The sequence below is a fragment of the Actinomadura coerulea genome (assembly GCF_014208105.1).
GTDB classification, from domain to species: domain Bacteria; phylum Actinomycetota; class Actinomycetes; order Streptosporangiales; family Streptosporangiaceae; genus Spirillospora; species Spirillospora coerulea.
In genome coordinates this window covers 7136152-7161553 of record NZ_JACHMQ010000001.1, presented here as the reverse complement: position 1 = coordinate 7161553, position 25402 = coordinate 7136152, and the positions used below count along the sequence as shown (strand labels likewise).

Genomic DNA, 25402 nt, shown 5'->3' with positions numbered 1-25402 from the left:
AGTGGGTGAGGTGTGGTGGCCGCGGGGCTAGCGGAAGTCGTCCGCGTGGGCTAGCGCCCACTGCCTGAAGCTGCGGGGCGGGCGTCCGGTCAGCTTCTCCACGGTGGGGTAGATCTTCGACTCGTCGAGGGTCCCGTCGGCGTAGAAACTGAAGAACGCGTGGATGTACTCCTCTGGCACACGCCCGGTCATGTCGGCCCGGGCCTCCTCATCCGTGAGGGCCCGGAAGCGCAGGTCGCGGCCGAGGACCTCGGCCAGGACGGCCAGGCGCTCGGCGGGCAGGAGCCGTTCCGGGCCGCTCAGCTCGTACACGCGCTCCTCGTGCCCGGAGTCGAGCAGGGCCCGAACCGCGACGGCGGCGATGTCGTACGGGTCGACGGAGGCGATGGGCACGTCGCCGAAGGCGTCCTTGACGACGTCGCCCTCGCGCAGCTGCGGCAGCCAGCGCAGGGCGTTGGACATGAAGGCGTTGGGCCGCAGGAAGGTCCAGGCCAGTCCGGACTCGCGGACCGCCGTCTCCGATCGGATCATGAACTCGGAGATGGCGTTGCGGGTGTCGGCGGAGACGGCGGCCGGGCTCGACAGCAGCACCGCCCGCTCCACCCCCGCCCGCCTCATCGAGGCCAGCAGGCCCGGCATGTCGCGGTAGCCGGGCAGCAGGAACACCCCCCGGACGCCGTTGAGGGCGCCGGCGAGCGAGTCCGGCTCGTTCAGGTCGCCGACGGCCTCCTCGACCGGCAGGCCGGCGGGTTCGCGCACCAGCGCCCGGACCGGCCGGCCGGCTCCGACGAGCGCCCGCACGACCTCACCGCCGACGTTCCCGGTGGCTCCGGTGACAAGGATCATCGCAGGGTCCTTCCGAAGTGGGCGGTCACGGTGTCGGCCGCGAGCGTGACCTGGGGGTCCTGGTCGTAGAAGTCGAACTGGGTCCCCTCCGTCCAGAGGATGTCCTTCCGGCCGGTGAGCCCGGCGTGGAAGCGGCGGGCGCCGTCGGGGATGGCGGCGTCCTCGCTGTGGACGAGCAGGGTGGGCTGGGTGATCTGCGGCGCGATGGCGATGGAGTCGTAGGTGAGCCACCCCTCCCAGGCCATCACGGCGAAGCGGTTGGGCCAGGCGGGGATGCCGCCGCGGGCCGGGTTGAGGTAGAAGTCGATGTCGTAGGGCATGGCCGCGCGCTCGTCGGTGGTGCTGACCACCGGGACGTAGTCGATCTCGCCGGTCTTCTCGAATCGCGCGCGGGCCTCCCGGGCAGACTTGATCTTCTGGGCGACCGCCTCCGCGCCCCCGTAGGCGGCCTCGCAGACGGCGGCGTCGTGCAGCCACGGCGCGACCAGGGCGAGGGAGCCGACGCGAGGGTCGGCGGCGGCGTTGCCGGCCATGTACATCCCGGCGGCGCAGATCCCGAGGGCGCCCAGCCTGCCCGGGTCGATCGACGGGTGGCCCACCAGGAACGTCACCGCGTGGTGGATGTCACGGATCTTGCGCGCGGGGTCCTCCACGTCGCGCGGCCCGCCTCCGGACTCGCCGAAGCCGGTGAAGTCGAACGACAGCGCGGCGTAGCCGCGGTCGGCCAGCCGTTCGGCGTACCGGTCGGCCATCAGCTCCTTGACGCTGGTCCAGGTCCCGGCCACCACGACCCCGGGGGCCGGGGCCTCGGTGCCGGGCAGGAACAGGTTGCCGGTCAGCGTGGCGTCGTCGCTGCTGAAGGTGACCTTCTGCTGAGTCGTCATGAACGGTCCTTTCTCGTATGGCGTCGGCTCGGGGGGAGATCGGCCGGACGGTCCGGCGGGGCGGCCCGGTGCCGCGGGATCATCCGGCCGCCTCCGCGGCCGGCGCCATCAGCTCCCGGTTGCCGTCCGCCCACGTCGCCGTCATCACGACACCGCCGATCCTCCATCCGCCGCCGGCGCGGACCAGGTCGAACCGGTAGGTGCCGCCGAGCGTCCAGAGCGGCGAGCCGAAGGGGTTCGCCAGCCGGTGGGTGGCCTGGAACGACGCCGTGCACACCGCGGTGTCGCCCTCGATCGTCACCAGGTGGTTGCCGACCAGGTGCTGCGTGGCGTCGAACCCGCCCAGCACGCCGGACCAGGCGTCCGCGATCTGCCGCGGGGACAGCACGGCCGGCTCGCCGCCGTTCAGGCTCGTGTAGTCCAGACGCACCTCGTCGGCGAACACGCTTTCCATCGCGTCCCATTCACGTTGGTCGGCGTGCCACGCCATGCGCGTGCACACCTCGACCACGGCCTGGCGGTCGACGAGACGAAGCATCTCCGCCTCGAGGCCGGGACTGGCGGTCGTGCTCACTGGAAACCCCCTGTCATCGCGTTCCGAATCGGTTCGGGCGGCTGCCGCGACCGGGTCGCGGCGCGAGACGCCTGCACCGCGTCCTCCGTCCGCCGCGATCGATTCTGGGCGCCGCGATGCCGCGAGAGGAAACAAGGATGAGCTGGGGCGAGCACAGCGGATCGTTGTGGCCGCTATCTTGAGTTTTGTGAGCGACCTCGATCTCCGGCACCTGCGCTCGTTCCTGGCCGTGGCGCGGGAGCGGTCCATCACCCGCGCGGGGGCGGTGCTGCACCTGACGCAGCAGGCGGTATCGACGCACATCCGGCAGCTGGAACGTTCCCTTGGCGTGGTCCTGCTGGTCCGGACCTCGCGCGGGGTCCTGCTCACCGCCGCCGGGGAGGAACTCGCGGCGGGGGGCGCGACCGTCGTCGACGACGTCGACCGCTTGGCCGACCGGGTCCGTGCCGTGGCCGACGCTCAGTCGGGCACCCTTCGCCTGGCCTGCTGCCCTGCCTCCACCTCCCTGTTCGCCGTCGACGTGGCCGACGCCCTTGAGGGGATGGTGCCCGGCCTGCGCGTGACGTTGCAGGGCGCGCGGCACCCCAGACACGAGCTCGAGCTTCTCAGCGACGGCCGCGCGGACGCGGCCTTCATGTGGATGCCGGTCGGGGACGTCGGGCTGCACCACGCCGTCGTCCGCAGGGATCCCCGGGCCGTGGTGCTGTCGCCCCGCCATCCCCTCGCCGACCGCTCGGCCGTGACCATGGCCGACCTCGCCGGCGAGCCGGTCGTCCGTCCCGACGTCCTCACGTCGCCGGAGGCCGAACGGTTCTGGATCGTGGACCCGAGGCCCGAAGGCGGCCCCGCGCCACGCGGCCCGCTCGTGCCCAGCGTGGAGGACTGCCTCCTGGAGGTGGGCCGCCGCCGCGGCGTCTGGCTCGCCCCGCGCCCGTTGGAGGTGCTGGCGCCCACCGGCAACCTGCGCTGGATCCCGGTCACCGGCGCCGAGTCATTCGACCTCGCCGTGGTGTGGACCGACCGCGCGCCCCAGCCGCTGATCACACGCCTGATCAGCGAGGTCCGCACCCTCACCGGACACAACCAGGGTCTGCACGCCGCCTGAGGTCGCGCCAGGCCGCTAGGCCTCCAGGTCGTCCTCGGCGAGCAGGACGGGCAGGGTCTCGGGGGCCCGCAGCACGGCCTCCACCAGGAGCCGGTCGGCCCAGTTCCCGGTGGACCACGCGAGCGCCCGCGCCAGGCCGGCGACGCCGTTCGCGTGGACCCGGCCGTCCCTCGTCCACCACGGGACGTCCTGGCCGTCCACGACGAGGCGCTCATGGGCGAGATAGCCGGCGGGGGCGTCGGGCAGAACCGCCCTGACGGCCTCCGGGACGGGGCGCCCCTCGCCGTCCGACTCCACGAGCCCCGGGATCTCCTCCCCGGCGAGCGGCAGGTCCAGGAGTTCGGCCAGGCGCGCGTCGCGGCCCTGCGCGGCGATGACGAGGGGCTGCCCTTCGAGGAGGGGAAGCACGTCGGGGCCGTCGAGGACGAGGGCGTCCGCCGCGTCGACCACCTCGACGTCGCCGTCGACGACCGCCCGCACGCTCTCGGGCGGCTCGACGTCCGCGTCCGGGGCGTCGGCCAGCGCCGTCCAGAGCCCGCCCAGCTGGGACCGCCCCACCCGCCGCCGGGCATCGCCCAGGCGATCGAGCAGTTCCTGCGCGCCTCCGGGCTCATCGAGCAGTTCCACCAGTGACGTGCGGACGCCCAGGGCGAGCAGGAAGTGCTCGTCCAGTCCCTCCGGCGCGACGTCGTAGAGCCCTGCGAGCGCTTCGTCGCCGCCCAGGCGGAACTCGCCCGGCCTGCGGCCGTCCAGAACGGGGTGACGGCTCAGCCACCACGCCGTGTACGACGGGACGACGACCCGCCGCCCGTTGTGCAGGGCCGCATGGGCGGGATCCACGATCGCGGACCGCCACGGCGGCGCGGCGAGAACCCTGAGCGCCGCCGCCCAGTCGTCGACGAGTTCGAGGTCGCGGACCGCCGCGAACTCCGGGACGAGCGGTGGGAGGTCCTGCTCGCCGATCCGGCGCAGCACGTCGTCCGCCCACACGTCCTCGTCGTCGAGTTCGAGGCTCTCGGCCTCGTCGGCGAGGCCCGCGAGGTTGACGTCCTCGGCCCTGGCCAGCGCGAACCCGTCCAGGACGCCGGCGGCAGCGAGCGTCTCCGCGCCCCACCGCTCCAGGACCTCGCCGTCCACCACGCCGAACGGCGCGTCGCCGGCCATGATCCCCCGCAGCGGGCTCTCCGGCAGCAGCAGCTCGCCCGCCGGGTAGAGCTCTCCGTCGTCGCCGGGCAGCGCCAGCTCGGCCAGCCACGGCTCGTCGCCGGGATCGGCGTGCGCGGCCGCGACCAGGCCCAGCACGGCCTCGGCGACCGCGTCGGGGTCGTCGGCCTCGAAGGACTCCTCGACGGCGGCCCGCACGGCGGCGTCGGCCAGGACGGCCCGCGGCCCGGCCTCGACCGCGCCGAGCCGCGCCAGGAGCGGGTGCACGGCCTCCGGGTGGACGAAGCGCAGCCCCAGCGCGTCCAGGCCCGCGGGATCGACGCCGTCCGCGATCAGCAGGCCGCGCGGCCCCCGCACCACGCGTCCCGCCTCCCCCGCCAGCGGCACCGGCAGAGCCCCCAGAGCGTCCGTGGCGGCCCCGGCGAGCGCGTCGTACACCCGGTGCCACCACGCCGGTTCCCGGTCCACAGCGGCCAGCTCGTCGATCACATCGGCCAGTTCCACCCGCCGCACCCCGAGCGCCGCCAGCGCCGGGCTCCGCGCGGGCCACTCCGGCGGCAGCAGGCCGCCCACGACGGCGTCGGGCTCCGCCTCGGCGCCGCGGCCGCCGAGCACCTCGACGAACGCGGCGGGCGCGTCCACGGCGATCGCGTCGCGCCCGCGGGTCCGGTGGGGCAGGACGGGCGCCTCCGGAAGCCGCTCCCGGATCCCCCGCCGGATCCGCGCGTCCAGCTCCCCGGCGGCGATCGGCCCCGGCACGAGCTCCAGGACCTTCGGGGAGACGGGCAGCTCGCCGAGCAGCCGCACGTACGCCTCGGCCGCCCGGTCGACGAGCAGGTCCGTCAGCGCGCCGGGCGCGACGTGCCGCCGGTCGGGCGCGAGCGGGAACGACGCGATGAGCAGCGCGGGCAGGTCGAGGCGCTCGTCGCTGGGCGTGGGCGCGTGCAGGACGCCGGGCGTGTCCTCGGGGAGCCCGCCCTCGGGCAGGGCCCACCGCACCTGCCAGAACGGCCGGGCCCGCTCCTCCACGGGACGGTCCCGCAGGAGCTCCGCGGGGATCTCCCCATGGCCCTCGGCCGTCCGCCACAGGCCGCCGTCGATGACCACCTCGCCGGGGGCGCGCCGTTCGGCGGTCAGCGTCCGGACGTCCCCGTCGACGTCGATCTCGACGTGCTCCAGCGCGGGCAGCGCCAGCATGAGCGCCGCCCCCACCTGCCGGAGCTGCCGCAGGACCGGCTCGACCGCCTCGTCCCGCAGCGGCAGCCGCACGACGCTGTCGAAGCCCGCCGGGACCTCGGGGGCCCGTTCCAGGGCGAACGGCAGCCGCAGCAGCGGCACGTGGCCGCCGCGCCGCTCCAGCTCCTCGGCCAGCCCCGGGATCCCCTCGACCAGTTCCCGGGCTCGTGTCAGCGACCACTCGACGCCCGCCGCCCCGGACGCGATGGCCGGGGTGTCGGACACGGCGACGACGGCGGCGAAGCCCACGCCGAACCGGCCGGCGGTGGCCGGCTCGTCGCGCTTGGCCGAGGCGCGGAGCGTCGAAAGAGCCTCCACCCCGGCGGCGTCCAGCGGCGCCCCGGTGTTCGCCGCGGTCAGCAGCGGCTCCCCGCCGGTGCGCAGCGTGAGCCTGAGGCGGCCCGGCACGGCGGCGCGCCGGGCCGCGTCGGCGGCGTTCTGCGCAAGCTCGATGACCACACGGTCGCGGTAGCCGCCGAGCGCGTGGTCCTCCTCGGCGTTGGCGTCCTCGCGGAAGCGCGCCGGGGACTCGGCCCAGGCGCGCAGGACCCGCTCTCGCAGGGCCCGCGCGCCGAACACGTCCTCCATGGGATCAGCTGTGGCCGAGCGCCTCGTCGTCGAGGGACGCGGCGTCCTCGTCGCCGCCCGTGGGGACGACCTCGTAGCCGAGCTCGTCGATGACCGGCGGGTTGTGCTCGGACACCGCCGGGAGGGAGACGGCCTCGGAGTGCGCGCCGCAGCCGTGGTCGGCGGAGACGACGCGGCCGTCGTCGGGCGCGTACTCGTTGGCGCAGACGCCGAACACCTGCCGCAGCCCGCCCGCCAGCGCCACGTAGAAGCCGCAGGTGGAGCACTGGGCGGGAGCGGACGCGGCGATCGGGGCGCGGGGCCCGGCGACGCCGTCGTACCAGCGGGCGGCGGCCTCGTCGCGGCCCTCCCGTGACAGCACCCGGACCCGGCCGAGGCCGAGCTCCCACTGGGCCTCGCGGTCGGTCGACTCGTCCACCTGCGTGAAGCCGGGCGCGAGCCGCACGTCGTCGGGCGCGGTCGGCAGCAGGTCGCCGGGGCCGAGGTCGCCCGGGCGCAGCCGCTCCAGCCACGGCACCCACGGCGGCGCGAGGAGCGCGTCGTCGCCGGGGAGCAGGACGCACTCGCTGACCGTGACGTTCTTGGCGCGCGACGCGCGGGTCACCGTCACGGCCCACCGCCAGCCCGTGTACGCGGGGTCGAGGCACACGAAGTAGTGCGTGACCACCCTGTCGCCCTCGGCGCGCAGGCCGAGGTGCTCGCCGACCTGGGCCGAGCCGGCGGTGTCCTCGGCGGCCTCGCGGGCGAGGTCGACCGCCTCGGCGCAGGCGGAGTCGACGGCGGGTGTGCGGGACCGGCGGGCGGCCCCGGGAGTGGTGCGCGCGGCGGCGGATCGCGCGGGGCTGGACTGGCGCTGTGGGCTCACATGTCAATTCTCGCCCATGCGGGCACGTGTCCCGCACAAGGCGGGCGTCGTCCGCGAGGTGATCCCGCATTCCAGCGGGGAACGTACTCTCAGTCGAGGACTCCGATGGCCGCCCCCGGCCCCGTGCCGGGACGACCGCGAGGAGAGATCAGGGCGGATGGCAGACCGGACACGGGCGGGTCGGTCCGCGCGCGCCGTCACCGGGGGTGCGGCGCGGGCGTGCCGCGCAGCGCGCTCGGCGGCGCTCGGCACGGGGCGGCTCACCCGCCGCGCCACCCACGCGCAGGGCGCCGGCCGCAGCGGGCTCGGCAGCCTGATCGAGGCGTGCGCGTTCAACTCCGCCGGGGACGCGCTGGTCACGGTCGCGCTCGCGGGAACCCTGTTCTTCGGCCTCGACGTCGACCAGGCGCGCAGCCAGGTCGCCCTCTACCTCGTCGTCACGATGGCGCCGTTCGCGCTGGTCGCGCCGCTGATCGGCCCCGCGCTGGACCGGGCCCGGCACGTCCGCCGGTACGCGATCGCCAGCACGTTCGTGATGCGGGCGCTGCTGTGCTGGGCGCTGGCGAGCGCGCTCCCGCACGGCGACCAGGTCACCTTCCTGCCGGCCGCGTTCGGCGTCCTGGTGCTGTCCAAGGCCTTCGGGGTGCTGCGCGCCGCGGTCACCCCGCGCGTCCTACCGGAGGAGATCCCGCTGGTCACGGCCAACGCGCGCTGCTCGTTCGCCGGGCTCATCGCCGCGTCGATCACCGCGCCCGCCGGGGCCGGCCTCGCCGTGCTGGTCGGGCCGGGCTGGGTGCTGCGCATCGGCACCGTCCTGTTCCTGCTGGGCGCCGTGTTCACCATGCGGCTCCCCCGGCACGTGGACGTCCCCGAGGCCGAACCGGCGGCGGAGAACGCCTCCCCGCGCCGCGCGTGGCGGGCGTGGCCCCGCGTCGGCCCCGTCGTCGCGGAGGCGATGCAGGCGAACGCGGTGCTGCGCGCGTTCTCCGGCTTCCTGATCATCTACCTGGCGTTCCTGCTGCGCCAGGAGCGGTTCGACCCGGTGTCGCACCACGTCGCCCTCGGCCTGCTGGCGGCGTGCGCGGGCGCGGGCGGGCTGGTCGGCACCGGGCTCGGCGCCTGGATGAAGGCGCGGGCGCCGCGGTTCATCGTGTCGGCGACGCTGGCGTGCGTCACCGGCGTCACCGCCGCGGGCGCCGCGTTCTTCGGGCTGTGGGCGGCCCTCGCCGTGGCGACCGCGGCCGGGCTCGGGCAGGTGCTCGGCAAGCTGTCCATGGACGCGGTCGTGCAGCGCGAGATCGGCGAGGAGGTGAGCTCGTCCACGTTCGCGGTCTCGGAGACCCTGCACCAGCTCAGCTGGGTCCTCGGCGGACTGCTCGGACTCGGCATGTCGATCGTCGCGGACGGGCGGCTCGCGCTCGCGGTCGTCGCGGCGGCGCTGGCCCTCGCGTTCGGGCTGCTGGTGATGCGGCAGGCCGGAGTCCAGCGCCGGGCCGGGGGGCCCGACCCCGCCGGCCCGCTCAACGACGCGCACCACGAGATGCGCGCCTGACCGCCGGCGCCGGGGCGCCGGCCGCGGTCAGGGCGCCAGGTCGTCGGCGACCGCGCGCAGCACTATGGCGATCTTCCTGGCCTCCGCGGGGGCCGGGTGCTTGCCCCGCCGGTAGGTGTTGGAGATCCCGTCGAGCAGCTTGATCAGGTCCTCGGTGATGACGACCATCTCGTCGGGCTTCTTGCGCCGCTGCTTGGCGATGGTCTTCTCCACCGACGGCAGCGTCTCCAGCACCCGCACCTGCAGGGCCTGCTGACCGCGGCGCCCCTCGACCACGCCGAACTCGATGCGCTGGCCCGGCTTGAGGGTCGTGACCCCGGCCGGCAGCGCCGACGAGTGCACGAAGACCTCACCGCCGTCGTCGCGGGTGAGGAAGCCGAACCCCTTGTCGGAGTCGTACCACTTGACCTTGCCAGTCGGCACCGGAGACCTCGTTCGGTAATCGTCCTGAATCGACCCCAAGATTAGTGCCTCGCCGCGGGCCGGTGAACATGCCGGGGCCACCGCGAAGCCCACGGGGCAACGGGATCGACGCTATCCCGGCCGCCCCGGGACGGCATCCGAATATCGCCGCGCAGCTCAGCCCGCCGGGGCGGCGGGTCAGCCCGCCCGGAAGCCGCCGAGCCAGCCGGGGAACGCCAGCAGGTCCGGCAGGACGACGTCCGCGCCGTAGGCGGTGAGGGCCGCCGAGTCGTACGCGCCGGTCGCGACGGCAACCGCCACCGCCGAGGCGGCCCGGGCGGCGTCCACGTCGCCGGTGTGGTCGCCGATGTAGGCGCGGGCGCCGTGCTCGCGCAGGGCGGCGCCCTTGTCGGCGCCGAACAGGCCGCCCACCACGGCGTCCGCCGCGACCCCGAGGAACCGGACGGTCCGCTCGGTGTCGGCCTGGTTCTTGCCCGACACGACGACCACCCGCCCGCCGCGCGCCCGCACCGCCTCCAGCGCCGCGGCCGCCCCCGGCATCAGGACGGTCGCCGGCACCGCGACGTCCGCGTAGATCGCCCGGTAGCGCGCCGCCATCGCCGGGACCTCCTCCGGCGGGAACCAGTACGCCAGCTCCTCCTCCAGCGGGGGCCCGATGCGCCGCACCACCTGAGCGGTGTCGATCGGCACGCCCGTCTCCGCCGCCAGGGCCGCGTAGACCGCGCTGATCCCTGCGCGGGTGTCGGCGAGGGTCAGATCGAGGTCGAAACCGATGGCGAGGCTTTCGCGGGACGGCGCCGAGGAGGGGAGATCGAGCACGTTCACAGGGTAAGGGGGGTGGACACACGCAAGGACCCGCGCTCTCCTGGTAGTGGCGATGCGACGGGATCCGAGTAGGAGAGCGCGGGACCGTGCCTGCGATATACCCGGGCCCTCGGCCACAAACCACCTGACCAGGGAAAACGCAGCACAGGAACGCACCACCCCCGCCCCAAGTATGATCAGCGCCCGACCCGGTGAAGGAGGCCGCAGATGGCAGGGACCCAGACCGAGCCGGGCGGTGACCACCGCGCCCCGCGCGCCCGCCGGCTTCCGGCCGCCGCGGCCCGCCGCCGCGCCGTCGACCTGCTCGCGGCGGCGGTCTCCATCGTCACCACGCTCGTGGTGACGGTCCTGGCCGTGCACATCGCCTTCGTCGCGTTCGAGGCCAACACCGCCAACGACCTCGTCCGCTGGTTCGGGGACCGGGCCGCCGACCTGTGCTGGCAGTTCAAGGACGTCTTCCAGCCGGACGACCCCAAGGTGGACGTCGCCGTCAACTACGGTCTGGCAGCCGTCGTCTACCTGGCGGTCGGCCGCATCCTGGTCCGCCTCGTCCGCCGCCTGGGCCAGTCGCGGCCGGGCTAGTCGCGGCCGGGGAAGCGGACCTCGTCGAAGGGCCACGCCGTGCTGACCCAGCCGCGGACGAACCCCTCCAGCTCCTTCTCCAGGACGGAGTTCTCCTCGTCCGACCGCACCCAGAACACCACCACCGCGTCCGAGCCGGGACGGTCCGACGGGGCGACGTGGATGCGGCCGAGCTGCCGCTCCCCGTCCGGTGTGGTCACGACGTAGCTGAACGAGCGCCGCAGCTGCCCCTGCTTCTGCAGCCACGCGACGTCGATCAGCGCCTGCTCGAAGGTGAACTCGCGGTCGGGCCAGCCCCACTCGGGCCCGAACCGGCCGGCCAGCCGGTCCAGGCTGCCGATCACGGCGCCGTAGTCCTTGACCACGTCGTGCACGGTGATCGGACGGATCTGGAAGTCGGGCCCGGCCACCAGGGCGGGTACCACGAAGTCCTCGGGCAGGAAGGCCCCGTCGGCCGCCTTCCGCGGAGACTTGAACATCGCCGACCTTTCCTGGCGACGCCCCTCCGGCGACGGGGCGCGGACGAAGGAACTCTAGTCGCCGGGCACCTCGCCGCGAGCGGCATCACGGATTCGGGCGCGCCGCGCGCGACGCGGGGGACCGGCCGCCTGAACATGCCTTACTGTTCTTGCGGAGGAATTCATCACCATGACGACATCTACGCGCGACCGCATCGTCTCCGAGTCGCTCCGGCTGTTCGCCGACCGGGGCTACGCGGCGACGTCGGTCGCCGAGATCGAGGCGGCGGCCGGCCTGTCCCCGGGCGCGGGCGGTCTCTACCGGCACTTCCGGTCCAAGGAGGAGGTGCTCTCCTCGGCCATCCGCGAGCACATCGAGCGGACCCGCCGGCAGATCAGCGACGTCCTCACGCAGTCCACCGCGTTCGAGGAGCGCCCGCTCGAGACCCGGCTGCGCATGACGTGCCAGGCCGGGCTGGCCAAGATGCGCGAGGAGCAGGACCTCATCCGGGTCCTGTTCCGCGACCTCGACCAGTTCCCGAACCTGGTGGCGGAGATGCGCGAGGGCATCGTCAACCCGCTGTACGACGGGATCGCCACCTGGCTGGCGGCGCAGCCCGAGTTCGAGGGCTTCGACGAGGACTGGCCCGCCGTCGCGTCCATCCTCGGCGGCGCCGTGGTGAACTACTGGCTCGCGAACGAGGCGATGTACGAGCCGCCCACGCGCATCGACGAGAAGCGGTTCGTGGAGAGCTGGGCGCGTCTCGGCCTCGGGCTGGTGCATCTGGAGCGCACACCCGCCACCTGATCGCGGTCCGCCGGAGTTCCCCACCTCGCGCGGGCCTCTAACCTGGAGGCCCGCGTGCCTGCGGCATGCACGCGACTTAAAGTTGGGGAACGGCATGGAAACGTATGCGGACTGGTTGCGCGCGCGCGGCGACGACGAACTGCGCGCGCTGCTGGCCGCGCGTCCCGAGCTGCTGGCCCCCGTCCCCGCCGACCTGACCGCGCTCGCCGCCCGCGCCGCCACGCCCGCCGCCGTGTCCCGCGCGCTCGACCGGCTTGACCGCTTCACCCTCGCCGTCCTGGAGGCCCTGCTCGTCCTGCCCGCGCCCGCCGGGCCGGACGCGCTCGCCGCCGCCCTCGACGCCACCCCCGGGCAGGCCGAGGGCGCGCTCGCCACCCTCCGCCGGTTCGGACTGGCCTGGGGCGACGGCGCCCCGGCCACGGCGCCCGGCGTGCGGCAGAGCCTGCCGCACCCCGCCGGGCTCGGCCCGCCCGCCCGCGAGGTCTTCGCGGGCTACTCCGCCGAGCGGCTCACCGACCTGGTCACCGACCTGGACGGCGAGGCCCCGCGCGGCTTCGCCGACTCCGGCCGCCTCCTCGCCCGGCTCGCCGAGCTGCTGGGCGACCCCGCCGCCCTGATCGAGGACGCCGGGCCCGAGGCGCGGGCCGCCCTCGACCAGCTCGCGTGGGGCCCGCCGGTCGGGCGGGTCGCCGACGCACGCCGTCCCGTCCGGCTCGACACCGCGACCACCCCCATCGAGCGGCTCCTGGCGCGCGGCCTCCTCGCCGCCGAGGACGACCGCACGGTCACCCTGCCCCGCGAGGTCGCCCTGCACCTGCGCGGCGGACGCCTGTTCCGGGACGTCCCCGCCGAGCCGCCGCCGCTCACCCCGGCGGCCGAGCCGCGCCGCGAGGACGTGGTGGTGCGCGCCGCCGCGGGCGAGGCCGCGGGCGCCGTCCGGCTCATCGAGGAGCTGCTGGAGCGCTGGGGGCTGGAACCGCCGCCCGTCCTGCGCAGCGGCGGCCTCGCCGTCCGCGACCTGCGCGCCGCCGCGACGCTCCTGGACGTCCCGGAGTGGAAGGCCGCCCTGCTCGTCGAGGTCGCCTACGCGGCGGGCCTGCTGACCCGCAGCGGCGACCTCGACGGCGAATGGCTGCCCACCCCCGCCTACGACCTGTGGCTGATGCGCGACACCGCCGGGCGCTGGACGGAGCTGGCCCGCGGCTGGCTGAAGTCCGACCGCGCCGCCGGCCTCGCCGGCGACCGCGACGACCGCGACCGGCTCATCAACGCCCTCAGCGAGGCGATGGTGCGCAGCAGCGCGCCGTCCACCCGCCGCGCCGTCCTCGACGTCCTCGCCGGCGCGGGCCGCGGCGTCGTCGTCGGTGAGGACGCGCTCCTGGCCCGGCTGGCGTGGCTGCGGCCCCGCCACGGCGGACCCGCCCGCGACCGCCTCGTCGGCTGGACGCTCCGCGAGGCCGCCGCCCTCGGCCTCACCGGGTTCGGGGAGCTGGCCCCGTTCGGCCGCGACCTGCTCGCCGGCGACGACCCCGAGCCCGCGCTGGAGAAGTACCTCCCGGAGCCCGTCGACGAGATCCTCGTCCAGGCCGACCTGACCGCCGTCGCGCCCGGCCCGCTCGTCACCGAACTCGCCCGGGAGCTGGCCCTCGCCGCCGACGTCGAGTCCACCGGCGGCGCCACCGTGTACCGCTTCACCGCCGAGTCCGTCCGCCGCGCCCTGGACGCCGGGCGGACCGCCGCCGACGTCACCGACCTGCTCGCGCGGCACTCGGCGACCCCGCTCCCGCAGCCGCTCGTCTACCTGATCGACGACGTCGCCCGCCGGCACGGCCACCTGCGCGTCGGCGCCCTGTCGTCCTACGTCAGGACCGACGCGCCCGCCACCCTCGACGAGATCCTCGCCGACCGGCGCGCCGCACCGCTGCGGCTGTACCGCCTCGCCCCGACCGTCCTGGCGTCCGGGCTGCAGCGCGCCGACCTGCTCGACGGCCTGCGCGCCATGGGCCTCGCCCCGGTCGCCGAGGCGCCCGGCGGCGGCGTGATCGTGACCCGGCCGGACGCGCAGCGCGCCGACCCGCCGCCCACCGCCGAGATCGTCCGGCTCCGTCCCGACGACCGCACCGACGCCTCGATGATCTTCGCGGCGGTGCGGGCGCTGCGGGCCGGCGACGAGGCGTCCATGCACGGCGCCGAGCACGCCCGGCAGGCCCCGTCCGGCGAGCCGCCCCGCTCGCCCGCGATGGCCACCGTCGAGCGGCTGCGCGGCGCCGTCGAGCGCGGAGGCCGCGTCTGGATCGGCTACCTCGACCAGCAGGGGCAGGCGTCCAGCCGCATCGTCGAACCCGTCCGCGTCGAGGGCGGATTCCTCACCGGCTACGACGCGACCCGCGCCGCCGTGCACCGCTTCGCGCTGCACCGCATCACCGGGGTCTCCGAACTGGACGACGCCTCCTGAGCAGCCCCGACGTCATCCGCCGCTGTCCGGAACCGGACGCCGGCGACGGCGGGAACCAGCGAACCTCGCATACGGTCCAAACAAGGGTCCATCGGACGGGATAGCGTGTCCGGGCGAATGGTGCGAGGAGGCTCCCGATGAGCGGGTACGGAGGGCGTCCGCCGTCGGGCTGGGACGACCCCTACGGCGGGGACCGGAACTGGGACGCGGGCGGCGTGTACGGACAGCCGCACGGGCAGGGCTACGGCTACACCCAGCCCGGATACGGCCAGCCCGGATACGGCCAGCCCGGATACGGGTACGGGCCTCCGGGCGTCCCCTACCGGCCCGCGAGCAACGGCTCCACCATCGCCGCGCTCGTCTGCAACGCCATCGCGATCGTGATGTGCTGCAACATCGTGGCGATCCCCGGCGTGATCACCGCGGCGATCGCGCTCGGACGCGTCCAGACCGACCCGCGGTCCGCCCGGAGGCTGACGGTCTGGAGCTGGTGCCTGTTCGCCGCGGCCATCGCCATCGGCGTCATCCTCCTGATCGTCTACATCGCCATCGGCGTCATGTCAGAGCCGGACTACAGCTCCTCCGAGGGCATCTGACCCGCGCCGCGCCGGCGCGGCCGCCCGCAATAAAGGCGGCGGCCCGGGCGTTGAAGACCCCAGTCCCTCTCCGGAACGCGCGAACCGCGGTCGCCGCTCGGGTAGCGTGCGGCAGCGATGCCACCGTCCGGACGAGGCATCGATCTTCCGAAACCCGACGGGGGCTTCTGCTTTGACCGACGGTCCGCTCATCGTCCAGTCCGACAAGACGCTGCTGCTGGAGGTCGACCACGACCTGGCCGACGCCTGCCGCAAGGAGATCGCCCCGTTCGCCGAGCTCGAACGGGCGCCCGAGCACGTCCACACCTACCGGGTGACGCCGCTCGCGCTGTGGAACGCGCGCGCCGCCGGCCACGACGCCGAGCAGGTAGTCGACACCCTGATCCGCTTCTCCCGGTACCCCGTCCCGCACGCCCTGCTCGTGGACGTCGCCGACACGATGGCCCGGTACGGGCGGCTGCGCCTGGAGAAGGACCCCGTCCACGGGCTCATCCTGTCGTCCTCCGACCGGTCGGTCCTGGAGGAGGTCATGCGCGCCAAGAAGATCAAGGGCATGATCGGCGACCGGGTCGGCGACGACGCCGTCGCCGTCCACCCGAGCGAGCGCGGTGCCCTCAAGCAGGCCCTGCTCAAGCTCGGCTGGCCCGCCGAGGACCTCGCCGGCTACGTGGACGGCGAGGCCCACGCCATCTCCCTCGCCCAGGACGGCTGGGAGCTGCGCTCCTACCAGAGCGACGCCGCCTCGGCGTTCTGGCACGGCGGCTCCGGCGTCGTCGTCCTGCCCTGCGGCTCCGGCAAGACGATCGTCGGCGCCGCCGCCATGGCCCGCGCCCAGGCGACCACGCTGATCCTCGTCACCAACACCGTCTCCGCGCACCAGTGGAAGCAGGAGCTGCTGCGCCGCACGTCCCTCACCGAGGACGAGATCGGCGAGTACACCGGCACCAAGAAGGAGATCCGGCCGGTCACCATCGCCACCTACCAGATCATGACGACGCGCCGGAAGGGCGCCTACGCGCACCTGGAGCTCTTCGACGCCCGCGACTGGGGCCTGGTCGTCTACGACGAGGTCCACCTGCTGCCCGCGCCGATCTTCCGGATGACCGCCGACCTGCAGGCCCGCCGCCGCCTCGGCCTCACCGCCACCCTCGTCCGCGAGGACGGGCGCGAGGGGGACGTGTTCTCCCTCATCGGCCCCAAGCGGTACGACGCGCCGTGGAAGGACATGGAGGCCCAGGGCTGGATCGCGCCCGCCGACTGCGTCGAGGTCCGCGTCACCCTCACCGACTCCGAGCGCCTCGCCTACGCGACCGCCGAGCCCGAGGAGCGGTACCGCTTCTGCGCGACGACCGACACCAAGACCAAGCTCATCCAGGCGCTCGTCGACCGGCACCGCGGCGAGCAGACCCTCGTCATCGGCCAATACATCGACCAGCTGGACGAGCTGGGCGCGCTCCTGGACGCCCCGGTCATCAAGGGCGAGACCCGGATCCGCGAGCGCGAGCGGCTGTTCGACGCCTTCCGCAGCGGAGAGATCAACGTCCTGGTCGTCTCCAAGGTGGCGAACTTCTCCATCGACCTGCCCGAGGCGTCCGTCGCCGTCCAGGTCTCGGGCGCCTACGGGTCCCGTCAGGAGGAGGCTCAGCGGCTGGGCCGCCTTCTGCGGCCCAAGGCGTCCGGTGCGGGGGCGCGCTTCTACGCCGTCGTGGCCCGCGACACCCTGGACCAGGACTATGCCGCCCACCGTCAGCGCTTCCTGGCCGAGCAGGGCTACGCCTACCGGATCGTCGACGCCGACACCGTCCTCGCGGGCGACGAGTTCTGACGCCTCACCGCAGGTCCCGCTCGCCGACCCTTGACGGGGTCGGCGGGCACCGGCCGAGGGCGAGCCGGCGGTCCGCACGGTGCCTCTCCACCAAGCCCTTGAATGGTCGCGGGGCGACGGCGTCAGCCGGTCTCCCTGCGATCCATCCAGCGAAGAGGTCGACCATCTGGATCCGAGGTCAGCCAGGATCCGTCCCCCAGCGGCTCCAGATCGTATGAATGGCGGGAATGTGCGTCGAACCGGTCGGTCACGCCACCGGTGCGCAGATCGACCCGATAGTGGACGTACCATTCCCGTTCCTCGTCCGCCACATCGTCCTCCTCCCGCTCACCGCAGATCGTGACGACGGCGGTGTCGGCGTCCAGATAACCGCCGCTCCACTCGAAGGTCGCGCTCTCGGGATCGTGGCCGAACACCGCCACCGGCAGGGTCAGCACGACCTCGCCGCTCGGACACTCGTGGAAGGCCACGTCGGCCTGCCCGTGGTCGATGCTCATGAACTGCCCGCCGCCCGGCGCCAGGGCCATGACGCACCGGTCGTCCCACGGGTACCGCTCCACTTCGAGCGTCTTCCCCTTGAGGGAGCCGGCGAAGACGAGTGAACCGTCCTGGCCCTCGCCCACGTCGAGCAGCATCCGTGACCCGTCCGGCAGTGGCAGGTGCTCCCCGCCGTGCCCGCAGGACCCCAGATCGGCCTGTGCGCGGACCTCACCGGACCAGGCGTCGAGGACCACCCAGGTGTCGGGGCTTCCGCGACCTGCCATCGCATCCGGCCGGTACACCCAGAGCAGCGTCCCGTCCGGCGAGAACGCGGCACTCGGCCTGTGCCCGTACTTCTCGGTCGACCTGGGGAGCAACGCGTATCGCCACAGCTCGGTACCGTCGCGGCCCAGGCAGACGAACTCGTGCGTCGTCGCGTAGACGATCCGGTCCCCCTGAGGGGCGACGGCGAGCCCGCACACGTCCAGGCCGGCACCGACCGGAACGGACCGCACCGCCTGGAGGAGGCCTTCCGCGGCGGCGTCGATCTCGTAGACGCGAAGACACCCGTCCAGATACCGGGCGAACAGGTCATTCATGGCGCGCAGACTAACAGCGGGTTGTGACAGGAAAAACAGAAAAAGGGCCCCGCCGGCAACGGCGGGGCCCTTTTCCAATATGTGTCCGGCGGTGTCCTACTCTCCCACACGGTCTCCCATGCAGTACCATCGGCGCTGAAGGGCTTAACTTCCGGGTTCGGGATGGGACCGGGTGTTTCCCCCTCGCCAAAACCACCGAACGTCTCAACGCACCACCCCCACAAACACCAGGAGGGCGTGCAAATCCACGTCCGAACCATTCGGCTCAGAATTCACTTATCAAAACAGCGGTCACCCAGTTGTTTCCTGGGAACCACACAGGGACGCGAACATCGTCTCGCAGCGACTCACTCTGAACGTTCAGTGTGTTCAAGCCACTCGGCCTATTAGTACCGGTCGACTCCACACGTTACCGCGCTTCCATCTCCGGCCTATCAACCCGGTCGTCTACCGGGGGCCTTACACCCACAAAGGGGTGGGAGAACTCATCTCGAGGAAGGCTTCCCGCTTAGATGCTTTCAGCGGTTATCCCGACCGAACGTAGCCAACCAGCCGTGCCCCTGGCGGGACAACTGGCACACCAGAGGTTCGTCCGTCCCGGTCCTCTCGTACTAGGGACAGACCCTCACAATTCTCCTACGCGCACAGCGGATAGGGACCGAACTGTCTCGCGACGTTCTAAACCCAGCTCGCGTGCCGCTTTAATGGGCGAACAGCCCAACCCTTGGGACCTACTCCAGCCCCAGGATGCGACGAGCCGACATCGAGGTGCCAAACCATCCCGTCGATATGGACTCTTGGGGAAGATCAGCCTGTTATCCCCGGGGTACCTTTTAGCCGTTGAGCGACACCACTTCCACACGTAGGTGCCGGATCACTAGGCCCTGCTTTCGCACCTGCTCGACACGTCCGTCTCACAGTCAAGCTCCCTTGTGCCCTTGCACTCGCCACCTGATTGCCAACCAGGCTGAGGGAACCTTTGGGCGCCTCCGTTACATTTTGGGAGGCAACCGCCCCAGTTAAACTACCCACCAGGCACTGTCCCCCACCCGGATACACGGGTGCGGGTTAGACGCTCAAAACGACCAGAGTGGTATTTCACCAACGACTCCACCCAGACTGGCGTCTGAGCTTCACAGTCTCCCACCTATCCTACACAAGACGCTCCAAGCGCCAATGCCAAGCTATAGTGAAGGTCCCGGGGTCTTTCCGTCCTGCTGCGCGAAACGAGCATCTTTACTCGTACTGCAATTTCGCCGGGCCTGTGGTTGAGACAGCGGGGAAGTCGTTACGCCATTCGTGCAGGTCGGAACTTACCCGACAAGGAATTTCGCTACCTTAGGATGGTTATAGTTACCACCGCCGTTTACCGGCGCTTAGATTCTCAGCTTCGAAGGAACAAGTCCCCCTAACCGGTCCTCTTAACGTTCCGGCACCGGGCAGGCGTCAGTCCGTATACAGCGTCTTACGACTTCGCACGGACCTGTGTTTTTAGTAAACAGTCGCTTCCCCCTGGCCTCTGCGACCCCACCCAGCTCAGGCAGCAAGTGCCATCACCGAGCGAGGTCCCCCTTCTCCCAAAGTTACGGGGGCAATTTGCCGAGTTCCTTAACCACAGTTCACCCGATCGCCTTGGTATTCTCTACCTGACCACCTGAGTCGGTTTGGGGTACGGGCCGCCGGTACACTCGCTAGAGGCTTTTCTCGGCAGCATGGGATCACTCACTTCACCTAAAACGGCTCGGCATCAGCTCTCAGGATACGCGAGAGACGGATTTACCTGTCTCTCTCCCTACAGCCTTACCCCGGGACAACCATCGCCCGGGCTGAGCTACCCTCCTGCGTCACCCCATCACTCACCTACTACCCCCTCGGGTCCCACGCTCCCCATCCAACAGGCCCGAAGGCCTCAAGAATGGTTCGGGTGGTTAGCATCAGAGGATTCAGCGTTGGCGCATACCAGCGGGTACGGGAATATCAACCCGTTGTCCATCGACTACGCCTGTCGGCCTCGCCTTAGGTCCCGACTTACCCTGGGCGGATTAGCCTGCCCCAGGAACCCTTGGTCATCCGGCGCACACGTTTCTCACGTGTGATTCGCTACTCATGCCTGCATTCTCACTCCCGCACCCTCCACCCCTGGGTCACCCCGAGGCTTCACCGGATACAGGACGCTCCCCTACCCATCAACACTTACGTGTCAATGCCACGGCTTCGGCGGTGTGCTTGAGCCCCGCTACATTGTCGGCGCGGAATCACTTGACCAGTGAGCTATTACGCACTCTTTCAAGGGTGGCTGCTTCTAAGCCAACCTCCTGGTTGTCACAGCAACTCCACATCCTTTCCCACTTAGCACACGCTTAGGGGCCTTAGCCGATGATCTGGGCTGTTTCCCTCTCGACTACGAAGCTTATCCCCCGCAGTCTCACTGCCGCGCTCTCACTTACCGGCATTCGGAGTTTGGCTGACGTCAGTAACCTGGTAGGGCCCATCAGCCATCCAGTAGCTCTACCTCCGGCAAGAAACACGCGACGCTGCACCTAAATGCATTTCGGGGAGAACCAGCTATCACGGAGTTTGATTGGCCTTTCACCCCTAACCACAGGTCATCCCCCAGGTTTTCAACCCTGGTGGGTTCGGGCCTCCACACCGTCTTACCGGCGCTTCACCCTGCCCATGGCTAGATCACTCCGCTTCGGGTCTACAGCATGCGACTAAAAACGCCCTATTCAGACTCGCTTTCGCTACGGCTACCCGCCACCGGTTAACCTCGCCACACACCATAACTCGCAGGCTCATTCTTCAAAAGGCACGCCATCACCAACAGAAACCCCGAAAGGTAACTGAGGAGGCTCTGACGGCTTGTAGGCACACGGTTTCAGGTACTATTTCACGACCCCTCACCGGGGCACTTTTCACCTTTCCCTCACGGTACTGGTCCGCTATCGGTCATCAGGAAGTATTCAGCCTTACCACGTGGTCGTGGCAGATTCACACGGGATTTCACGGGCCCCGTGCTACTCGGGAACACACCCAGAAGCCACTGAAATTTCGTCTACCGGACTCTCACCGTCTACGGTCGGCCATCCCAAGCCATTCGACTATCCCAGCGGTTTATAACTCCTCGCCGTCTCGGCAGAGACGACCGGGTGATCCCACAACCCCGCACACGCAACGCCTGCCGGCTATCACACGCGCACGGTTTAGGCTCCTCCGCTTTCGCTCACCACTACTCACGGAATCACTATTGTTTTCTCTTCCTGCGGGTACTGAGATGTTTCACTTCCCCGCGTTCCCACCAACCTGCCTATACATTCAGCAGGCGGCGACACCCCATGACGGGTGCCAGGTTTCCCCATTCGGAAATCCCCGGATCAAAGTCTGGTTGCCGACTCCCCGAGGCATATCGCAGGCTCCCACGTCCTTCATCGGCTCCTGATGCCAAGGCATCCACCGTATGCCCTTAAAAACTTGAACACACAAAACGATCAGAACAAATCGCAGATAAACAACAAGACCAACCCGAAGACACCCTCCCGAAGAAGGGTCCCTTCAAAGCGGCTCTCATCGTTCACCAGAGATGCTCGCGTCCACTGTGCAGTTCTCAAAAAACAACCGGGCCCACCAAAACCCCACCACCTTCCGGTGATGCGGTCCTGGTCCCGCAGTCCGAGGTCACCCGGGCTCGCGCCCGTTCCCTCAGGACTCAACAGCGTGTTCAGCCTCCCAACCGCCCGGAGCTCACCTTTCCCACTCCCCGAGGTCACCCTCGAAGCGGTACTAGCTGAGCCGCACGGCCAGCAGACTGAGTAGCCAGTGCTCCACATCTATGAGCAGCCACCTGACAGACATTCGCTGTCAACGGCAGCCACCGACCTGAGCCTTCCCCGAGAGGAAGCAGCTCCGGCCAGTTGGTGCTCCTTAGAAAGGAGGTGATCCAGCCGCACCTTCCGGTACGGCTACCTTGTTACGACTTCGTCCCAATCGCCGGCCCCACCTTCGACCGCTCCCCCCACACAAGGTGGTTGGGCCACGGGCTTCGGGTGTTGCCGACTTTCGTGACGTGACGGGCGGTGTGTACAAGGCCCGGGAACGTATTCACCGCAGCGTTGCTGATCTGCGATTACTAGCGACTCCGACTTCACGAAGTCGAGTTGCAGACTTCGATCCGAACTGAGACCGGCTTTAAGGGATTCGCTCCACCTCACGGTATCGCAGCCCTCTGTACCGGCCATTGTAGCATGTTTGCAGCCCAAGACATAAGGGGCATGATGACTTGACGTCATCCCCACCTTCCTCCGAGTTGACCCCGGCGGTCTCCCATGAGTCCCCACCCGAAGTGCTGGCAACATGGAACGAGGGTTGCGCTCGTTGCGGGACTTAACCCAACATCTCACGACACGAGCTGACGACAGCCATGCACCACCTGTCACCGGCCCAAAAGGACCCACCATCTCTGATGGTTTTCCGGCGATGTCAAGCCTTGGTAAGGTTCTTCGCGTTGCGTCGAATTAAGCAACATGCTCCGCCGCTTGTGCGGGCCCCCGTCAATTCCTTTGAGTTTTAGCCTTGCGGCCGTACTCCCCAGGCGGGGCGCTTAATGCGTTAGCTGCGGCGCGGAATCCGTGGAAGGACCCCACACCTAGCGCCCAACGTTTACGGCGTGGACTACCAGGGTATCTAATCCTGTTCGCTCCCCACGCTTTCGCTCCTCAGCGTCAGTACAGGCCCAGAGAACCGCCTTCGCCACCGGTGTTCCTCCCGATATCTGCGCATTTCACCGCTACACCGGGAATTCCATTCTCCCCTACCTGCCTCTAGTCTGCCCGTATCCACCGCAGACCCACGGTTAAGCCGTGGGCTTTCACGACAGACGCGACAAACCGCCTACGAGCTCTTTACGCCCAATAATTCCGGACAACGCTTGCGCCCTACGTATTACCGCGGCTGCTGGCACGTAGTTAGCCGGCGCTTCTTCTGCAGGTACCGTCACGTTAGCTTCGTCCCTGCTGAAAGAGGTTTACAACCCGAAGGCCGTCATCCCTCACGCGGCGTCGCTGCGTCAGGCTTCCGCCCATTGCGCAATATTCCCCACTGCTGCCTCCCGTAGGAGTCTGGGCCGTGTCTCAGTCCCAGTGTGACCGGTCGCCCTCTCAGGCCGGTTACCCGTCGTCGCCTTGGTAGGCCATCACCCCACCAACAAGCTGATAGGCCGCGAGCCCATCCCCAACCGAAAAACTTTCCACCACACGATCATGCGACCAGTGGTCATATCCGGTATTAGACCCAGTTTCCCGGGCTTATCCCAGAGTCAGGGGCAGGTTGCTCACGTGTTACTCACCCGTTCGCCGCTCGAGTACCCCCGAAGGGGCCTTTCCGCTCGACTTGCATGTGTTAAGCACGCCGCCAGCGTTCGTCCTGAGCCAGGATCAAACTCTCCATCAAGGTCCAACGACCAACCAGGGGGCGAACCCCAGCCGGCCAAACCTCAGGAAACAATCCCGGCATCACCATCCCCAACGGGATGGCATTGCCTCAAAGAAATCCCCACCACCCCACAAAGTGGAGCGGCACGGGGCGACCCGGCCAAAACATGGCCGAGCCGATAAAGGCACTGGCTTTTAACACGCTGTTGAGTTCTCAAGAAACGGACACCCACCGCGCTGGACTCGCTTTCGCGTTTCCCGCCCCGGGGCGACTTGTCTTACTTTATCAGATCCGCTCGGACTGTCAATTCCGGGCTTTTCCGATCTGCCATTCCGGTTCCGCTTGCGCGGTTCCTTCCCGGCAGTGGTGCTATTTCATCAGATCCGGTCCGATTGTCAAATCGAGCCTTTTCCGACCCATCCCGCTCGTGCGGGCGCGACGAAGCCGCGTCAGCTGATCGAGGATGGTTCCCCCGGGCCGGCCGCCGTAAGGCGTCCCGCACTCCCGTGGGGCGAAGTGAACAGTATGCCCAAGCGGGGGGGACGTCAAACCAGGTCGCACGCGCCAATGGCGCCGGCGCGCCCGCGCGGCCCGCCCCGGGGCGCTCCAGCACGCGACCGACCTCGGGTTTCGTCCTGCTTCGCCCCTGCTTGAACCGTCCGAACAACGCATTCGCGCGGTCGAGGTTTCTTTTCGGCAACGCCGGCCGTTCGGCGCGTCTCAGGGCTTGGCGAGATATCCGCCGATGAAGAGCACACCTTCGGCGATCACCCACAGGAGGGCCGCGACGGCGAGGGCCGCGCCCAGGCGGCGGGCCTTGCGCCGGACGACGGGCGTCGACCACGCGGTGACGGCGAGGGCCGCGGCGATGGCGGCGGCGGGTGCCGAGATCCGCACGGCGTCCTCGAACCCGGCCGCGCATCCGGGGTCGCGGCCCTCGTCCTCACCGCAGAAGGCTGCGTCGCCCCACCCGCCGAGAGCCGAGAAGGCCCAGAGGACGGCCAGCGCGCAGTTCGCGATCGTCGGAATCGCCGGCGAGATCCACCAGCCGTTCGGGCGCCCGGACATGGCCTGCACGTCCGGAACGTACCGCGCTCGGCGGGAGCCGGGAACCCCTCCGGCGGGCGTCCGCCGGCCCGTCAGGTGATCTCTTTGGCCTCGTGCAGGTTCATGTCCATGACGATGGCCGTCATGACCGCCATCGTCCGCAGCGGCTCACGGACGGGATCGGAGATCTCCACCGTGTACCGGTCGGCCGTCGTGAGCAGGTGGGTGGCGAGTCCCGCCCACTTCTTGCGGACGTGCGCCACCTTGCCGCCGTCGGCGTCCTTCACCTCGAAGTTGTTGCGCGGCACGTCCACCTCGACCGTGCCGATGAGCGTCCCGTCGTCGTCGTAGATGACGTAGCGGCGCCCGACCCTCTCGGTGACGAAGGAGCCGACGCGCTCCCCGTCCGGCCGGAGGATCTCGGTGTACTCCCGGCCGCTCGGCTTGTCCACGACGTACAGGGGGTCGCCGTCGGGCGTCGTCAGCAGGACGGCCCGGGCGTCGAGGTTCGACTTGCCGGGGAACAGGCCGCGCATGACCGCGGCGTTGCCCTTGTCGTCGGTCGGCGCCGCGATGGCGAGGACGGTCCCGCCATCGTCCAGCACCTTGTACCGCGACTTGGCCAAGGGTCCCCTGCGAGGCTGTTCGACCCTGAGCACCGGGGAGCTGAACACTTCGCTCACGTGTTCTCCTGCCTCGTCGACCGCGTCGGCGGCCGCGTCGGCGACCGCCTCACTGTTCACTTTGCCGGCGCTCACACCCTCCGTGGCGCCCTCCAACCGGCGATCCTGCCAAGCGCCGGGCCCGCAGGGGAAGCACTTTGCGCGCCCGTCTCCGCCCGCCGGAACGGCCGCGCCCGCGCCCGGCTCACTGACCTGCACCGGCGCGGACCGACGTGGGCGGCCGAGAGACATTCTTCTTTCGGACCGGCGTCCCCCGACCATCCCCGCGGCCATCCCCGGCGCCCGTACGGCTCCCTGGGGCGCCGTGTCCCGGACCGGGCGCCGCGGGCAGGGAAAAGGGCGGTCCCCGAAGGAACCGCCCCTTTCACATGCACTCGGAA

Annotated in this window: 18 protein-coding genes and 3 rRNA genes; 7 read left to right on the top strand and 14 right to left on the bottom strand. The window is 70.6% G+C overall.

The genetic code is table 11. The features are described from left to right. Positions 1-27 precede the first annotated feature (27 nt). The 3 genes from BKA00_RS33300 to BKA00_RS33290 all read right to left on the bottom strand — a co-directional run bounded on the left by BKA00_RS33300 (position 28) and on the right by BKA00_RS33290 (position 2304). Positions 28-846 (bottom strand): NAD(P)H-binding protein, encoded by an 819-nt coding sequence (locus BKA00_RS33300; protein ID WP_185031799.1) that lies wholly within the window; start codon positions 844-846, stop codon positions 28-30. Further along, positions 843-1730: an alpha/beta hydrolase gene (locus BKA00_RS33295; protein WP_185031797.1), complete on the bottom strand. Its 888-nt coding sequence runs from the start codon at positions 1728-1730 to the stop codon at positions 843-845. Before BKA00_RS33295 ends, BKA00_RS33300 begins: the two co-directional genes overlap by 4 nt. A 79-nt stretch (positions 1731-1809) precedes the next feature. Further along, on the bottom strand, positions 1810-2304 hold the full coding sequence (locus BKA00_RS33290) for a nuclear transport factor 2 family protein (protein ID WP_221493408.1): 495 nt from the start codon (positions 2302-2304) through the stop codon (positions 1810-1812). 187 nt (positions 2305-2491) lie between these two features. Here BKA00_RS33290 and BKA00_RS33285 point away from each other — a divergent pair, with 187 nt between their 5' ends. Beyond that, a complete protein-coding gene (locus tag BKA00_RS33285) occupies positions 2492-3409 on the top strand; it encodes a LysR family transcriptional regulator (protein WP_185031794.1) in 918 nt (305 codons plus the stop codon). 15 nt (positions 3410-3424) lie between these two features. Here BKA00_RS33285 and BKA00_RS33280 read toward each other — a convergent pair whose 3' ends face one another. Together BKA00_RS33280 and BKA00_RS33275 are read right to left on the bottom strand one after the other, a co-directional pair. Then, a complete protein-coding gene (locus BKA00_RS33280; RefSeq protein WP_185031792.1) occupies positions 3425-6397 on the bottom strand; it encodes a sacsin N-terminal ATP-binding-like domain-containing protein in 2973 nt (990 codons plus the stop codon). Positions 6398-6401: 4 nt separating this feature from the next. Further along, positions 6402-7262, bottom strand: coding sequence for a DUF3027 domain-containing protein (locus BKA00_RS33275; RefSeq protein ID WP_185031790.1), 861 nt, complete (start codon positions 7260-7262; stop codon positions 6402-6404). A 157-nt stretch (positions 7263-7419) separates the two neighbouring features. Here BKA00_RS33275 and BKA00_RS33270 point away from each other — a divergent pair, with 157 nt between their 5' ends. Further along, positions 7420-8814 carry an MFS transporter gene (locus BKA00_RS33270; RefSeq protein ID WP_185031788.1) on the top strand — a complete coding sequence of 465 codons (1395 nt, stop codon included), beginning with the start codon at positions 7420-7422 and terminating at the stop codon, positions 8812-8814. A 27-nt stretch (positions 8815-8841) separates the two neighbouring features. Here BKA00_RS33270 and BKA00_RS40145 read toward each other — a convergent pair whose 3' ends face one another. Beyond that, on the bottom strand, positions 8842-9237 hold the full coding sequence (locus tag BKA00_RS40145; RefSeq protein ID WP_185031786.1) for a cold-shock protein: 396 nt from the start codon (positions 9235-9237) through the stop codon (positions 8842-8844). A 177-nt stretch (positions 9238-9414) separates the two neighbouring features. After that, positions 9415-10056: an HAD family hydrolase gene (locus BKA00_RS33260; protein ID WP_230299319.1), complete on the bottom strand. Its 642-nt coding sequence runs from the start codon at positions 10054-10056 to the stop codon at positions 9415-9417. Between the two features lie 213 nt (positions 10057-10269). Here BKA00_RS33260 and BKA00_RS33255 point away from each other — a divergent pair, with 213 nt between their 5' ends. Next, the gene (locus BKA00_RS33255; protein ID WP_185031784.1) at positions 10270-10644 is read left to right on the top strand and encodes a hypothetical protein; all 375 of its coding nucleotides are present in this window, start codon (positions 10270-10272) and stop codon (positions 10642-10644) included. On the opposite strand, the gene BKA00_RS33250 is transcribed toward BKA00_RS33255, so the two are convergent. After that, positions 10641-11123: a GNAT family N-acetyltransferase gene (locus tag BKA00_RS33250; protein ID WP_185031782.1), complete on the bottom strand. Its 483-nt coding sequence runs from the start codon at positions 11121-11123 to the stop codon at positions 10641-10643. The two genes, BKA00_RS33255 and BKA00_RS33250, sit on opposite strands and share 4 nt — an antisense overlap. Before the next feature lie 169 nt (positions 11124-11292). On the opposite strand from BKA00_RS33250, the gene BKA00_RS33245 reads away from it, so the two are divergent. From BKA00_RS33245 to BKA00_RS33230, 4 genes are all read left to right on the top strand, one after another. Continuing rightward, on the top strand, positions 11293-11910 hold the full coding sequence (locus BKA00_RS33245) for a TetR/AcrR family transcriptional regulator (protein ID WP_185031780.1): 618 nt from the start codon (positions 11293-11295) through the stop codon (positions 11908-11910). A gap of 94 nt (positions 11911-12004) precedes the next feature. Then, positions 12005-14365 (top strand): helicase-associated domain-containing protein, encoded by a 2361-nt coding sequence (locus BKA00_RS33240; RefSeq protein WP_185031778.1) that lies wholly within the window; start codon positions 12005-12007, stop codon positions 14363-14365. Between the two features lie 137 nt (positions 14366-14502). Further along, the gene (locus tag BKA00_RS33235) at positions 14503-14961 is read left to right on the top strand and encodes a hypothetical protein (RefSeq protein ID WP_185035407.1); all 459 of its coding nucleotides are present in this window, start codon (positions 14503-14505) and stop codon (positions 14959-14961) included. Between the two features lie 172 nt (positions 14962-15133). Beyond that, positions 15134-16786 (top strand): DNA repair helicase XPB, encoded by a 1653-nt coding sequence (locus BKA00_RS33230; RefSeq protein WP_185031776.1) that lies wholly within the window; start codon positions 15134-15136, stop codon positions 16784-16786. Between the two features lie 122 nt (positions 16787-16908). Here the strand turns inward: BKA00_RS33230 and BKA00_RS33225 are convergent, their stop codons facing one another. The 6 genes from BKA00_RS33225 to BKA00_RS39480 all read right to left on the bottom strand — a co-directional run bounded on the left by BKA00_RS33225 (position 16909) and on the right by BKA00_RS39480 (position 25022). Beyond that, positions 16909-17865, bottom strand: a complete 957-nt coding sequence (locus BKA00_RS33225) for a hypothetical protein (RefSeq protein ID WP_185031775.1) — start codon at positions 17863-17865, stop codon at positions 16909-16911. 83 nt (positions 17866-17948) lie between these two features. Further along, positions 17949-18065, bottom strand: a 5S ribosomal RNA gene (rrf, locus tag BKA00_RS33220). 165 nt (positions 18066-18230) lie between these two features. After that, positions 18231-21342: ribosomal RNA gene (locus tag BKA00_RS33215) — 23S ribosomal RNA — on the bottom strand. Positions 21343-21790: 448 nt separating this feature from the next. Beyond that, positions 21791-23310 (bottom strand): 16S ribosomal RNA (locus tag BKA00_RS33210). The 16S, 23S and 5S rRNA genes sit together here, the layout of an rRNA operon. Before the next feature lie 702 nt (positions 23311-24012). Then, positions 24013-24369, bottom strand: coding sequence for a hypothetical protein (locus tag BKA00_RS33205; protein ID WP_185031773.1), 357 nt, complete (start codon positions 24367-24369; stop codon positions 24013-24015). A gap of 62 nt (positions 24370-24431) precedes the next feature. Then, on the bottom strand, positions 24432-25022 hold the full coding sequence (locus BKA00_RS39480) for a phospholipid scramblase-related protein (protein ID WP_185031771.1): 591 nt from the start codon (positions 25020-25022) through the stop codon (positions 24432-24434). Positions 25023-25402: the final 380 nt, after the last annotated feature.

What these genes read in the sequence shown, in the direction of transcription:
- BKA00_RS33300 (WP_185031799.1), bottom strand. Translation starts at nt 846, where the DNA reads ATGATCCTTGTCACCGGAGCCACCGGGAACGTCGGCGGTGAGGTCGTG.
- BKA00_RS33295 (WP_185031797.1), bottom strand. Translation starts at nt 1,730, where the DNA reads ATGACGACTCAGCAGAAGGTCACCTTCAGCAGCGACGACGCCACGCTG.
- BKA00_RS33280 (WP_185031792.1), bottom strand. Translation starts at nt 6,397, where the DNA reads ATGGAGGACGTGTTCGGCGCGCGGGCCCTGCGAGAGCGGGTCCTGCGC.
- BKA00_RS33270 (WP_185031788.1), top strand. Translation starts at nt 7,420, where the DNA reads ATGGCAGACCGGACACGGGCGGGTCGGTCCGCGCGCGCCGTCACCGGG.
- BKA00_RS33255 (WP_185031784.1), top strand. Translation starts at nt 10,270, where the DNA reads ATGGCAGGGACCCAGACCGAGCCGGGCGGTGACCACCGCGCCCCGCGC.
- BKA00_RS33250 (WP_185031782.1), bottom strand. Translation starts at nt 11,123, where the DNA reads ATGTTCAAGTCTCCGCGGAAGGCGGCCGACGGGGCCTTCCTGCCCGAG.
- BKA00_RS33245 (WP_185031780.1), top strand. Translation starts at nt 11,293, where the DNA reads ATGACGACATCTACGCGCGACCGCATCGTCTCCGAGTCGCTCCGGCTG.
- BKA00_RS33240 (WP_185031778.1), top strand. Translation starts at nt 12,005, where the DNA reads ATGGAAACGTATGCGGACTGGTTGCGCGCGCGCGGCGACGACGAACTG.
- BKA00_RS33235 (WP_185035407.1), top strand. Translation starts at nt 14,503, where the DNA reads ATGAGCGGGTACGGAGGGCGTCCGCCGTCGGGCTGGGACGACCCCTAC.
- BKA00_RS33225 (WP_185031775.1), bottom strand. Translation starts at nt 17,865, where the DNA reads ATGAATGACCTGTTCGCCCGGTATCTGGACGGGTGTCTTCGCGTCTAC.